This is a genomic window from Chryseobacterium pennae, assembly GCF_003385515.1.
Lineage (GTDB): Bacteria > Bacteroidota > Bacteroidia > Flavobacteriales > Weeksellaceae > Chryseobacterium > Chryseobacterium pennae.
In genome coordinates this window covers 13,495-26,371 of record NZ_QNVT01000001.1, presented here as the reverse complement: position 1 = coordinate 26,371, position 12,877 = coordinate 13,495, and the positions used below count along the sequence as shown (strand labels likewise).

Below are 12,877 nucleotides of genomic sequence, written 5' to 3'. Positions count from 1 at the left end.
ACTTGTAGAATGATCTTTTTAATATTTAAAAAGTGAGCCGGAAGCTCACTTTATTTCTTATTGATCAGGTTATGGGGTGATTGTAATCGGATCCGGGAAAGGTTCCAGAACTAATGGTTTACATCTTGCAGCGGGTTCACATCTTCCACCCATGCATATAAAATTAGTCATAGTGGTTGAGCCGTCAGGACATCTGATCATACCTTCACCAGGGCATCCTCCGGGACATTCCGGTAAATGTAAATATCCGCCGAATACATCTTTCAGTTCTGTTCTCGAAAGTTTTGAGAGATTCATTTTTTTCATGGAATTAATTTTTTATTTTGATGATAATTATAAAACGCTTACAACCAGTTTGGTATGTTCGTTTTGCTATATGCTAAAATAATCAAATTTATTCATTTAAAAAAGAGATATTATTGTGTATTTGTTTGATAATTATTTGGAAAGCAGTTGATTAAAAAATAAATTGTATATTTATTTCCAGTTAATGAGAAATAAAAAGAGGAATCCGAAAATCTTGAAGAGTAGGAAATTAAAACTAAATTAAATAACTATGAAAAATTTAAAAAACTTAGACAGAAATGAGTTGAAAACTGTTTTAGGAGGGGCTGCAGCTGTATGTCTTGTGCCTGTGGATGGAGGATTCTGCCCGGCAAATTATACTTTCTGTAGTAATCCTTATTGTTGCTATCCACCACGAAGACCATATATCTGTATGGACTAATAAAAAAAATCCCTCACTGAGGGATTTTTTTATTTCTATGGATTTTCTTTTGAAATTTCATCATGATGCTTCAAATATAAAGGTAAGGCAGCAGAGCCATACCAAGGAAAGACTTCGTAGCTGAATACTCCAGCCTGAACTGCGGGATCTGTTTTTACCCATTGTTCAGCTTCTTCCTTAGATTTTGTATTGAAAATAAACATACCACGATAGTTTTCCTTATTCTTTTCAAGAAAAGGTCCAGCTACCACAATTTTCCCTTCGTTGGCAAGTCTGCCAATGTTTTCCATATGGCCTTTCATTAAAGAACCCATTTTGGTTTTATCTTCAATTTTTGCAGTACCGGTTGTCAGCATAACAATAGTATAGGGCTTCATGCCATATTGATCTGCTCCCAATGAAGTGGCAAGCTCCTGATTGAACTTCGGTTTTTCATTTTTCTTTTCCTGTGCGAAAGAAAATGTGAATATAGTGAAAGAGAGTATGAATAGTATTTTTGAGATCATAATATTTTTTTATAAATATAGTAAAACCTCATATGTTTAAGATAAAAAATAAAAGCGACAGTAAAACTGCCGCTTTCAATGTATTTAAAGGAATATATTACTTCTTAATTGCCTTAAGTACTTTATTGTTTCCATCTTCCATTTGAAGGGTGATCAGATAAAGACCTGCACCCAGATCAGAAAGATTAATTTCATTGCTGGCTTTAAGCGTTTTTAGCTGTCTGCCGGAAATATCTGTTACTGTGATAGATTTTACTCCTTTTATATCAGAAATTTTTAGAACATCCTTAAATGGATTAGGATAAACAGAGATATCTGCAGTTTTATTCATCCCTACTTCAGATGTTCCAAGTGTGGTAGCCTGTACATTAATTGTGTAATCTTCTACCTGTCCTTGGCTCACGTCAGCACAAGGGTCAGATAATTCTGCTCTTACAGAAGTAACTGAGGCGTTAAACTGGTATTTTACTCTCATACGGGTATTACCCAATGCTGCTGTAGCAGGTACTGCAATGTTTTTATTAACTGTAATGGTAGCACCACTTGCTGCTGCACCGCCTGCAAAATCAGAAGTTACAAAATATGCTTCTCCCGCGTCAGCAAAGCTTCCGTTCTGATTCCAATCTATAAATACTGTAAATCCAAAGCGGTTATTGATTCCTACACCTGCTCCTCCAAGAGAAAGCGGATAGGATGTACCTCGGGTAACCGTGGCTACTTTATTGGTGAAATTCTCATGGGCAACTGATAATGTAGAGTTGTTGGTCATATCACTAATCTGAACCTTTGAGATTGGATAAACACCAAGTTTAGCCGTTAGAGGACCACAATAAGGGATAAACGGATTAGCTCCTGTTGTAAAAGAAATTTCCTGACATCCTGAAGCATCTCCTAAAGCATTAGTTGGTGTAACTGAAGCATAAAGAGTCGTGTTTTGAGGGAAAGCACTGGAAGCTGCAGGGGAGAAAGATGTAGTAGTTGAAGTCCCGGAATATACATTTGAAGCTCCTGAGGTAGTTCCCACTTTTATTTTATACATTTCTGCTCCTGCTACAGCATTCCACATAATTTGTGGGCGAACAGGAACATTGGTTGCGCCATTTACTGGGCTGCTTATGGTAGCACACGTTGGTATTGCTGTTACTTCTTGTTTGATGCTTACATTATCTAGAAAGATATAAGAAGAGTAACCGCTGCCTAGAGTTCCTACTGTTCTTATTCTTAGTTTGAAATTTCCATTTACATTGGCGCTTTCAGGAATGGTTCCGGTAAATACTGCGCAGGATGTTTCGTTTATTTCACTAAGAGTAATGGTGCTTCCAATAGGTGTATAATTAGTACCACCATCTGTAGAGTAAGATACATTCATAGTACCTCCTATATCATTTACATCGCTATTGGCAAGCATGGAATATGAAAATTTAATGTCAATCTTCTTACCGTTGGCGGTGATAGTTGCAGGTTTGGTGTACGTTAAATCCAGAGTTCTGTTTGCATCAGAAGTACCAGCTAATATTCCTCCTATAAATCCAGAGCCATTACAGGCTGCAGAACCCGTATAGGTACCTGTTTGTCCTGTAACTCCACCAGTGGCTTCAAATCCAGGATAGGTTGCGTTTTCAAAACTCTCCGTTACTAAAATTTGTGCACTGCCCATGATAGATAATGCGGTAAAACTCAAGAATAGTAATTTTTTCATAAAATAAAGTTTTTGTTTCGCCGAAAGTAACGATATTTTATTAAATTGACAAGAGAATAGTATTTTTTACGTTTTATACGAGGCTTATTGTTATTTTTATTGTGGTATTTTAGGATTTTGTGGTGTTTGTTTTGAAGATGGGTATTATGAAAATGCAGGTGATTAAATGTCTACCTGCACTATTCATCACAATTATAGAAGGTTTTTTATACTCAGTATGTAAGAAAAAGCAGACGATAATTATTAAAATTTTTCAGTCATTTTAATAGTATAATTAATCTTTTATTCTTAAAAATTCTTTAGCCAGTTCAATCATCTTTGGATCACCTGTATATTTTCCATGCTCGTCAGAAAGTTTTACTGTTGGGATCCACTCTTTATTAGGAGACTGTACTCCAATCAGCTTCATCACGATATTCATCGGTTTCAGGCCTACATCATTGGTGAGATTTGTTCCTATTCCAAAAGAGATTCCTATTTTTCCTCTGCAATAATTGGTAATTTCTTCTACCTTTTCAAGATTTAAAGCATCAGAGAAAATGATATATTTAAACATGGGATTAATGCCGTTATTTTGATAATGGGCAATGGTTTTATCTGCAAACTCAAGAGCATCACCACTGTCATGGCGTACACCATCAAAAAGTTTTGCGAATTTTTTATCAAACTGCTGGAAGAAAACATCAGTAGTGTAGGTGTCGGAAAGTGCTACTCCAAGATCACCTCTGTATACATCTACCCAATGCTCCAAAGCCAGCTCATTAGCCATCTTGAAACCATATTCTGCAGCGTGGAACATGAACCATTCGTGAGCATGAGTTCCGATAGGTTTTACCCCATATTTCATCGCAAAATGTACATTTGAACTTCCGATGAATGTAGACTCCTTCTTCTGTGTTAAAGCTTCCATTACCAGATTTTGTACCTTATATGAATGCCTTCTTCTGGTCCCGAATTCAGCAAAGGTAACGCCAAGCCTGCCCAGAGCATCTGCTTTTTCAACGGTTTTGTTCATAACCTCTTCATTAGAATCCCTCTCCATATGATTCATTTCATAGTGTAGCTCACTGATTAACGCTAATAGAGGAACTTCCCAAAGAATTGTTCTGTACCAAAGCCCTTCAACAATTACTGAAAGATCGCCACCTTCCTGATGGATCTTCACTTCAGACGGATCATAGTGATAGCCTTCCAGGAAATCCAGATAAGGAAGATCAATATAAGGACATGTTCTGGCCATGAATTTCTTTTCATCTTTAGTAAGCTTAAGTTCAGCCATCTTGTTGACCGCTTCCTTTAATGCTGCATCAAAACCTTCCGGAAAATGATGCTTACCTCTGTTGATAAATTCATATTTTACGATAGAATTAGGGAATAATTTTACCACTGCATTCTGCATGGTTATTTTATAGAAATCATTATCCAGGATGGAGTTCAGTCTTACGTCGTTCATAATATGTGTAATTTTAACGCAAATATAAAAATTAAAAATAAAAATCGCCTAAATGTAAGGCGATTTTTTTGAAATATTTTGATGATCTTATCCGTTATTTCCCTAAATAAGAATTGTACATCCAAACTTCTTTCTCCTGTTCAGTGATATAGTCGCTCATTTGAGAGTTAGTTCCTTCATCACCAGCTTCATCTGTAATGTCTAAAAGTTCTCTCTGAAGATCGATCACTACTTTGAATGAAGCCAGAATCTGTTCAACACTTTTAGTTCCATCCGTAACTTCTTTACTTTCTTTAATAGTTGCTACTTTTAAATAGTCAGAGTAGTTGTGTGCCGGAGTTGCTCCCAGTGTAAGGATTCTTTCTGCAATTTCATCGATTTTTAAAACCAGACTATTGTAAAGTTCTTCAAACTTTGGGTGAAGAGTAAAAAACTGATCTCCTTTGATGTTCCAGTGAGAACCTCTGGTGTTCTGATAAAATACAGAATAGTTGGCTAAAAGTATATTTAGTTTTTCTGCTATTTTCTTGCAGTCGGCTTCTTTAAGCCCTATAATACTGGCATTTTTCATAAGTTTATTTTTTTGTATATCTCAAAGTTACGAAATATCGTGCCGAATAGCTTTGTATATTAATAGATGATAACTATAAGAAAATTTTTAAAAATAGTTTGGAAGTATTAATATTGCAAACGATGAAAAGTTTCTTAATAACAACGGTACTGTTTCTGGGAGTAGGTATGGTTTATCTCTTTCTGATGATGTCCGGAACTGAAAATTATTTTACCTATATACTGGATGATGCTTATATTCATCTGGCAATTGCCAAAAATTTCGCATTTCATGGGGTATGGGGGGTGACTCAGTACTCCTTTTCATCTACTTCATCCTCGCCGGTTTTTACTGTTATTTTAAGTAGTCTCATATATGTTTTCGGAGATCATGAACTTCTCCCTTTATTATTTAATACAGTAACTGCTTTTTTTATAATCTTTTTTCTGAATAAATATTTCTCAGACTATTTTAATGAGGCCAGATCAGTTATAGCAGCCGTTTTTTTTACAGTGCTTTTTACTTCCGTTCCAATGCTTGTTTTTTCAGGGATGGAACATGTGCTGCAGGCAATGGTTATTGTAGTGAATGTTCTCTGTTTCGAAAGATGGAAAGAATCAGAATATAAAGATAATTACTGTTCCGGTTGGTTTTACAGTAGTCTTGCTTTACTTGGGCTGATAAGATTCGACAGCATGTTTTACTTTCTGGCTCTTGCATTGGTATTCATATTACTGAGAAGGTTTACATATGCTGCGGGAGTATTGATCTGCGGTTTTATTCCTATTTTGATTTTTGGATATTTTACTCACCAGGAAACGGGGTATTTTTTTCCTAATTCAGTAATCATAAAAGGGAGTAGATTTGATCTTTCCGGTAACTATTTTATGCAGGTCGCAGGTTTACTGTATCATAAGATTCTGGATAACCGCAATTTTTATTTTGCAGGTACATTACCATTATTAATTTCTGCAGTGCTGATTGCAAAGGATATTAAAAAAGGATTGGGTTTTCAACAAATACTTAGCAGGAACCTTCTTCTGATAGTATGGTGTATTACTTTATTTTTACATGGAGCCTTCAGCAAGTTTACAAAGCTGTACAGATATGAAGTCTATATTTTAACAGGCTTTGCTATGGCTGTCATTCCGAAGCTGAAATCTGTTTATGAGCACAAGAGCTATTTATTAAAAGAAAACAAGGGTATTTCAGTATTGATTTTCCTTTCGTTTGTATTATTGATGGTAAAGGTAGGGTTCACAAGTTACCTTACAGTAGTAGGAAGCAGAAATGTCTATGAACAGCAAATACAGTCAGCAAGATTTTTAAAGAAATATTATCCCGATGCTAAAGTAGTGGCTAATGATATTGGGGCAATATGTTATTTTACAGATATTCATTTGCTGGATTTTGAAGGATTGGGATCCAAGGAAGTGGTACCATTCAGAATGAGACCAGTAGGAATAGATGATCAATTTGAAAGGTTTCTGAAGTCTTATACTATTCAAAATGGTTACCAGCTTGCCATAGCATACGAAGAATGGCTGCAGGGACATACCCCTGAAAACTGGAAAAAAGTGGCTGTGTTGACAGTCAGTGGAAGTAATGCATTATTGGGAGAAGATCACTTATATATTTATTCTATCGACCCCCGTATTCATAATACTTTGAGAGAACAGGTGAAAAATTTTAACTGGAATAAAAATATAACCGTTAAGATCATAGATTAAGTCCGGACCCTATTAAATATTTAATTTTTTTAAATAGGGAGGAAGTGTTAATATTGCAAACGATGAAAAGCTTCTTAATTACAGCGGCAATATTTCTGGGAGTATGTATGGGATATTTCTTTCTTATGTTGTCCGGGACTGAAAATTACTTTACCTATATCCTGGATGATGCTTATATCCATTTGGCAATGGCCAAAAACTTTGCTCTTCACAGGGTATGGGGTATTACTGAGTATTCATTTTCTTCTTCTTCTTCTTCACCGGTATTTACATTTATCCTAAGTATTTTGATCTTCTTTTTGGGAAATCATGAGCTCATTCCTTTGATATTTAATGTCGTATGTGCTGTTTTTATGTTGTTTTTTCTGAATAAATATTACGCATATTACTTTAGTCAAAGCAAAACTGTTGTTATTGCCGGTTTATTTACCCTGATATTTACCTCTGTCCCTTTGCTTATTTTTTCAGGAATGGAACATGTATTACAGATCATGATGGTTACCGTCAATATTTTATATTTTGAAAAGTGGCGACAATCCGGATATAAAAACAGATATGATTCTGCATGCGTTTATTTCACATTGGCATTGCTTGGGCTGATCCGCTTTGAAAGTATGTTTTATTTTACAGCACTTTCTTTTGTTCTTCTTTTATTAAGAAGGTATAAAGAGATGGCGGGAGTGATTGTTTTTGGTTTTGTTCCTGTTTTGATTTTTAGTTATTTTACTTATCAGGAGACAGGGTATTTTTTTCCTAACTCGGTTATTATCAAAGGACTTAGGTTTGATCTTTCGAAAGATTATATTGAACAGCTGGTTAATATCTTTCTGTTTAAGTTTGTTGAAAACCCTTACTTTTATAATGCGTCTTTATGTCCATTACTCATTTCTGTATTTTTTATTATTAAAGATGCTAAAAAGAAATTAGGCTTTCAGGAAGTGCTTGCCCGTAATTTTTTTCTTGTAGTCTGGTGTGTTGCATTGTGTATACATGGAACATTCAGTCAGTTTACCAACTTTTACCGGTATGAGGCATATTTGCTTACAGGATTTGCCATGGCGATAGTACCAAAGCTGAAAATTTATTTTAAAGAGAGGCAGTTTCTTGTAAAGAAAAACAGGACAATAGCTGCTTTGATTGTTTTTTCAATGGGAGCGCTTATTTTAAAAATAGGATTAGTAAGTTTTCTAATCGTAACAGGAAGTAAAAACATTTACGAGCAACAAATACAGTCTGCAAGATTTCTGAAAAAATATTACAATCAATCTAAAGTAATGGCTAACGATATTGGGGCTGTCAGCTATTTTACAGATATACATTTGTTCGATTTCGTAGGATTGGGGTCAAAAGAGATCGTTCCTTTAAGAATGAAGAAAAGAAAGGTAGATGCTGAGGTAGAATGTTTTCTGACTAAATATTCTGCTGAAAATAATTATACCCTTGCTGTCGCCTATGATGAATGGATGGATGGCCATACTCCAAAAAACTGGAGGAAGGCGGCTGTTTTAACGATCAGTGGCAGGAATGCTGTATTGGGAAGAGACCATGTGTATATTTATTCAATAGATCCGGCTATTCATGATGCTTTGAAAGCACACGTACGAAGTTTTACCTGGAATAAGGGTATAAAGGTTGAGGTGTTGGACTGATTTTCTGTATAGTTTGGATATATTAATATTGTAATGATGAAAAGCTTTTTAATAACAGTTGCTATTTTTTTCGGGATGTGCCTTGCTTATATTCTGATAATGCTGTACTGGGTTTTAAGCGCCTGTTCATTTATTCTATAGATCCGGAAACCAGAAATAGATTGATAGAGAATATTAAAGACTTTCACTGGAACAAAGATGTAACCGTTACCATGATAAAATAAATATCAATTAGCATTTTCCCTTTAAAGTATTGATATTTCCCTTTTCATTGATTTATGTATTAAATTCTTAAGAAATAGATAACAATTTGTTCATCAATAGGGAGGCTGTGTTTTCTAGCTTTGCACACGAAATCCACAAATAATATAAAAGCTATGAAAAAAATCTTCATGTATTTCGCTATGTCCTTATCTATGTTTTCATGTAGTAACAATGACAATGAAGCACAGGCAAAGGTAGAACTTAAGGATAAATACCAAACTAAAAATGTAGTTCTTTTGGTTGTTGACGGGCCTCGTATTTCTGAAACCTGGGAATCTGCCGGTAAAGAGAATATTCCGAACAGAGTAAGTCTTCTGAGCCAGGGGATATTTATCAGTAATTTTAGAAACAACGGAACCACCAACACCAATCCCGGACATAGTGCAATGTGTTCAGGAGTCTATGAAAATATCGTCAATGATGGAACTGAATTACCAGGCTACCCGTCTGTGATGCAACAATGGCTAAAGTTTACAGGAGCAGATAAAACCAAAGCTTGGGTAATTGCATCCAAAGATAAGCTGGAAGTTTTAAACGATTGTAAACAAGCAGACTGGAAAGGAAAATATCAGCCAAGTGTAGATTGTGGGATAAGCGGAAACGGATCTGGCTATAGAGCTGATGCCGTTACAATGACCAATACGAAGGAGGTCATGAAAAAGTATAGTCCTAATATCATTGTGATCAACCTTAAGGATGTAGATTCATACGGACATGATAATAAGTACAACGAATATATTCAGGCTATAAAAACAACAGATGCTTCTATTAAAGAGATTTGGGATTATATTCAGTCTCTGCCTGCTTATAGGGATAAAACAACCTTAATTGTTTCCAATGATCATGGAAGACATTTGGATAGTAAAGGTGGGTTCAAAAACCATGGAGATGATTGCGAAGGATGCAGACATATTGAGTTCTTTGCTATGGGACCTGATTTTAAAAAGAATACAACCATTAGTACAGGAAACTATGAGCAAATTGATATTGCAAGTACAATGGCTGAACTTTTGGGGGTGCCTAAACAATATATGAAAGGAAAAGTAATAAAGGATGCCTTTAAATAAGATTTTGATTTTTTGATGCTGGCCTCCATTGCTTAAAATGATTCAATAACATAAAAGTAATGGGGGATTCAGGCAGTTATGAAAACAGATAAAGAAAATTGATGAAGAAATAAAATGTCATAACTGCTTGTCAATTAAAAAAATATTATTATTTTTGCACCCTAAAATAAAAAGCAATTAAATGCCTACTATTCAACAATTAGTAAGAAAAGGAAGAGCCACGCTTGCCAAGAAGAGCAAATCGGCTGCCCTTGATTCTTGTCCACAAAGACGTGGTGTATGTACGAGAGTATATACTACTACACCTAAGAAACCTAACTCTGCACTTAGAAAAGTAGCAAGGGTAAGACTTTCAAACGGTAAAGAAGTTAACGCCTATATCCCGGGCGAAGGACATAATCTTCAAGAGCACTCGATAGTATTGGTTAGAGGCGGAAGGGTGAAAGACCTACCGGGAGTACGTTACCACATCGTAAGAGGTGCATTAGACACAGCTGGTGTAAATGGAAGAACTCAGAGAAGATCTAAGTACGGAGCTAAGAGACCTAAACCAGGACAAGCTGCTGCAGCTCCTGCAAAAGGAAAGAAAAAATAATCATTAAATAAGGTACAGAAGCAATGAGAAAGACAAAAGCGAAAAAAAGACCGTTGTTACCAGATCCGAAGTTTAATGATCAATTGGTAACGAGATTCGTAAACAACTTAATGCTAGACGGTAAGAAGTCTATCGCATTCAAAATTTTCTATGATGCATTAGATATCGTAGAAACTAAAAAAGGAGAAACTGAGAAAACAGCCCTTGAAATCTGGAAAGATGCATTAACAAACGTTATGCCTCACGTAGAAGTACGTTCTAGAAGAGTAGGTGGAGCTAACTTCCAGATTCCTATGCCAATCAGAGCTGATAGAAAAATTTCTATGGCAATGAAATGGTTAATTAGCTACTCTAAAAAGAGAAATGATAAGTCTATGGCTTTGAAATTAGCTAATGAGGTTGTAGCTGCTTCAAGAGAAGAAGGTGCAGCTTTCAAAAAGAAATCTGATACTCACAAAATGGCGGAAGCTAACAAAGCTTTCTCACACTTTAAATTCTAATCTGAAATGGGTAGAGATCTTAAATTTACAAGAAATATTGGTATTGCTGCTCACATTGATGCAGGTAAGACTACCACTACTGAAAGAATCTTATTCTATACAGGAGTAAACCACAAAATTGGAGAAGTTCACGATGGTGCTTCTACAATGGACTGGATGGAGCAGGAAGCAGAAAGAGGTATTACTATTACTTCTGCTGCAACTACTTGTTCTTGGAACTTTCCAACAGACCAGGGAAAGCCTCTTGCAGATACTAAGCCTTACCACTTCAACATCATTGATACACCGGGACACGTTGACTTCACAGTAGAAGTAAACAGATCTTTAAGAGTATTAGATGGATTGGTATTCTTATTCTCAGCAGTAGATGGAGTAGAGCCTCAGTCTGAAACAAACTGGAGACTTGCTGACAACTACAAAGTTGCTAGAATGGGATTCGTAAACAAAATGGACAGACAAGGTGCTGACTTCCTTAACGTGGTAAACCAGGTTAAGAGCATGTTAGGATCAAACGCAGTTCCAATCGTTTTACCAATCGGTGCTGAAGAAGATTTCAAAGGAGTTGTAGACTTAATTAAAAACAGAGCGATCATCTGGGATGAAGCAGGACAAGGAGCTACTTTCGAAGTAGTGCCAATTCCTGAAGACATGAAAGATGAGGTTCTTGAATATAGAGAGAAACTAGTAGAAGCTGTTGCTGACTACGATGATACTTTGATGGAGAAATTCTTCGAAGATCCAGATTCAATCTCTGAAGATGAAATCAACGAAGCTCTTAGAAAAGCTACTATCGATTTATCTATTATCCCAATGACTTGTGGTTCTTCATTCAAGAATAAAGGAGTACAATTTATGTTGGATGCAGTATGTAAATACTTGCCTTCTCCATTGGATAAAGATGATATCAAAGGTACTGACCCAAGAACTGACGCTGAAATCACAAGAAAACCATCTGTAGATGAGCCTTTCTCTGCATTAGCATTTAAGATTGCTACTGACCCGTTCGTGGGAAGATTAGCATTCTTCAGAGCATACTCTGGAAGACTAGATGCAGGTTCTTATATCTTGAACACTCGTTCAGGAGATAAAGAAAGAATCTCTAGAATCTATCAGATGCACGCTAACAAGCAAAACCCAGTAGAATATATTGAAGCTGGTGATATTGGTGCTGCGGTAGGTTTCAAATCTATCAAAACCGGTGATACAATGTGTGACGAGAAAAACCCAATCGTTCTTGAATCGATGGTTTTCCCTGATCCGGTAATTGGTATCGCTGTTGAGCCTAAAACTAAAGCTGACCAGGATAAAATGGGTAACGCTCTAGCTAAATTGGCTGAAGAAGATCCTACGTTTACTGTTAGAACTGACGAAGCTTCTGGACAAACGATTATCTCTGGTATGGGTGAGCTTCACTTAGATATCATTGTAGACCGTATGAGAAGAGAGTTCAAGGTTGAAGTAAACCAAGGACAACCTCAGGTAGAGTACAAAGAAAACTTAACAAGAGTTGCTCAGCACAGAGAAGTTTACAAAAAACAATCTGGTGGTAAGGGTAAATTTGCTGACATTGTATTTGAACTAGGACCTGCTGACGAAGGTAAAATTGGTTTAGAATTCATCAATGAGATCAAAGGTGGTAACGTTCCTAGAGAATTTGTTCCTGCAATTGAAAAAGGCTTTAAAGCTGCAATGAAAAACGGTCCTTTGGCTGGTTTCGAAGTTGAAGGTATTAAAGTTGTTCTTAAAGACGGATCTTTCCACGCGGTGGATTCTGATGCGCTTTCATTTGAAATGGCAGCTAAATTAGGATTTAAAGAAGCGGGACGTGCTGCTAAACCAGTAATCATGGAGCCTATTATGAAACTGGAAGTTGTAACTCCGGAAGAATATATGGGTAACATCATTGGTGACCTTAACAAAAGAAGAGGTACAATCAGTGGTCAGGAAGAGAAAAATGGAGCTGTTGTAATCAAAGGTTCTGTTCCACTTTCTGAAATGTTTGGATATGTAACAACTCTAAGAACACTTTCATCAGGAAGAGCTACTTCTTCTATGGAATTAGAGAAGTACCAAGCTACTCCACAAAACGTTGCTGAAGATATCATAGCTAAAGCAAAAGGTTAATTTTTTAAAGTAC

The 12,877-nt window shown here is 36.1% G+C and carries 12 protein-coding genes; 7 read left to right on the top strand and 5 right to left on the bottom strand.

Annotated features, from left to right (window positions below; translation table 11 throughout):
* Positions 1-69: 69 nt before the first annotated feature.
* Complete coding sequence (locus DRF65_RS00105) at positions 70-306, bottom strand: hypothetical protein (protein ID WP_115967856.1); 237 nt, start codon at positions 304-306, stop codon at positions 70-72.
* Positions 307-556: 250 nt separating this feature from the next.
* Between DRF65_RS00105 and DRF65_RS28340 the strand changes: the two genes are divergently transcribed.
* A complete protein-coding gene (locus DRF65_RS28340) occupies positions 557-727 on the top strand; it encodes a bacteriocin-like protein (RefSeq protein WP_165852149.1) in 171 nt (56 codons plus the stop codon).
* 35 nt (positions 728-762) lie between these two features.
* Here the strand turns inward: DRF65_RS28340 and DRF65_RS00100 are convergent, their stop codons facing one another.
* The 4 genes from DRF65_RS00100 to DRF65_RS00085 form a co-directional block, all read right to left on the bottom strand.
* The gene (locus DRF65_RS00100; protein ID WP_115967854.1) at positions 763-1,233 is read right to left on the bottom strand and encodes a YciI family protein; all 471 of its coding nucleotides are present in this window, start codon (positions 1,231-1,233) and stop codon (positions 763-765) included.
* A gap of 97 nt (positions 1,234-1,330) precedes the next feature.
* Entirely contained in the window at positions 1,331-2,932 is a 1,602-nt protein-coding gene (locus tag DRF65_RS00095; protein WP_115967852.1) for a GEVED domain-containing protein, read from the bottom strand.
* Between the two features lie 274 nt (positions 2,933-3,206).
* On the bottom strand, positions 3,207-4,385 hold the full coding sequence (pncB, locus tag DRF65_RS00090; RefSeq protein WP_115967850.1) for a nicotinate phosphoribosyltransferase: 1,179 nt from the start codon (positions 4,383-4,385) through the stop codon (positions 3,207-3,209).
* A 94-nt stretch (positions 4,386-4,479) separates the two neighbouring features.
* Positions 4,480-4,956 carry a Dps family protein gene (locus DRF65_RS00085; RefSeq protein ID WP_115967848.1) on the bottom strand — a complete coding sequence of 159 codons (477 nt, stop codon included), beginning with the start codon at positions 4,954-4,956 and terminating at the stop codon, positions 4,480-4,482.
* Positions 4,957-5,078: 122 nt separating this feature from the next.
* Between DRF65_RS00085 and DRF65_RS00080 the strand changes: the two genes are divergently transcribed.
* From DRF65_RS00080 to fusA, 6 genes are all read left to right on the top strand, one after another.
* Positions 5,079-6,665, top strand: a complete 1,587-nt coding sequence (locus DRF65_RS00080; protein WP_115967846.1) for a hypothetical protein — start codon at positions 5,079-5,081, stop codon at positions 6,663-6,665.
* 62 nt (positions 6,666-6,727) lie between these two features.
* A complete protein-coding gene (locus DRF65_RS00075; RefSeq protein ID WP_115967844.1) occupies positions 6,728-8,314 on the top strand; it encodes a hypothetical protein in 1,587 nt (528 codons plus the stop codon).
* 377 nt (positions 8,315-8,691) lie between these two features.
* Positions 8,692-9,645 (top strand): sulfatase-like hydrolase/transferase, encoded by a 954-nt coding sequence (locus tag DRF65_RS00070; RefSeq protein ID WP_115967842.1) that lies wholly within the window; start codon positions 8,692-8,694, stop codon positions 9,643-9,645.
* Between the two features lie 181 nt (positions 9,646-9,826).
* Positions 9,827-10,240 (top strand): 30S ribosomal protein S12, encoded by a 414-nt coding sequence (gene rpsL, locus DRF65_RS00065; protein WP_002983146.1) that lies wholly within the window; start codon positions 9,827-9,829, stop codon positions 10,238-10,240.
* A gap of 23 nt (positions 10,241-10,263) precedes the next feature.
* A complete protein-coding gene (rpsG, locus tag DRF65_RS00060) occupies positions 10,264-10,740 on the top strand; it encodes a 30S ribosomal protein S7 (RefSeq protein ID WP_034677991.1) in 477 nt (158 codons plus the stop codon).
* A 6-nt stretch (positions 10,741-10,746) separates the two neighbouring features.
* Positions 10,747-12,864, top strand: coding sequence for an elongation factor G (gene fusA / locus DRF65_RS00055; RefSeq protein ID WP_115967840.1), 2,118 nt, complete (start codon positions 10,747-10,749; stop codon positions 12,862-12,864).
* Positions 12,865-12,877 lie beyond the last annotated feature (13 nt).

Excerpts from the sequence above, each read along its gene's own strand:
- DRF65_RS00105 (WP_115967856.1), bottom strand. The coding sequence starts at position 306 with ATGAAAAAAATGAATCTCTCAAAACTTTCGAGAACAGAACTGAAAGAT.
- DRF65_RS28340 (WP_165852149.1), top strand. The coding sequence starts at position 557 with ATGAAAAATTTAAAAAACTTAGACAGAAATGAGTTGAAAACTGTTTTA.
- DRF65_RS00100 (WP_115967854.1), bottom strand. The coding sequence starts at position 1,233 with ATGATCTCAAAAATACTATTCATACTCTCTTTCACTATATTCACATTT.
- DRF65_RS00095 (WP_115967852.1), bottom strand. The coding sequence starts at position 2,932 with ATGAAAAAATTACTATTCTTGAGTTTTACCGCATTATCTATCATGGGC.
- pncB (WP_115967850.1), bottom strand. The coding sequence starts at position 4,385 with ATGAACGACGTAAGACTGAACTCCATCCTGGATAATGATTTCTATAAA.
- DRF65_RS00085 (WP_115967848.1), bottom strand. The coding sequence starts at position 4,956 with ATGAAAAATGCCAGTATTATAGGGCTTAAAGAAGCCGACTGCAAGAAA.
- DRF65_RS00080 (WP_115967846.1), top strand. The coding sequence starts at position 5,079 with ATGAAAAGTTTCTTAATAACAACGGTACTGTTTCTGGGAGTAGGTATG.
- DRF65_RS00075 (WP_115967844.1), top strand. The coding sequence starts at position 6,728 with ATGAAAAGCTTCTTAATTACAGCGGCAATATTTCTGGGAGTATGTATG.
- DRF65_RS00070 (WP_115967842.1), top strand. The coding sequence starts at position 8,692 with ATGAAAAAAATCTTCATGTATTTCGCTATGTCCTTATCTATGTTTTCA.
- rpsL (WP_002983146.1), top strand. The coding sequence starts at position 9,827 with ATGCCTACTATTCAACAATTAGTAAGAAAAGGAAGAGCCACGCTTGCC.
- rpsG (WP_034677991.1), top strand. The coding sequence starts at position 10,264 with ATGAGAAAGACAAAAGCGAAAAAAAGACCGTTGTTACCAGATCCGAAG.
- fusA (WP_115967840.1), top strand. The coding sequence starts at position 10,747 with ATGGGTAGAGATCTTAAATTTACAAGAAATATTGGTATTGCTGCTCAC.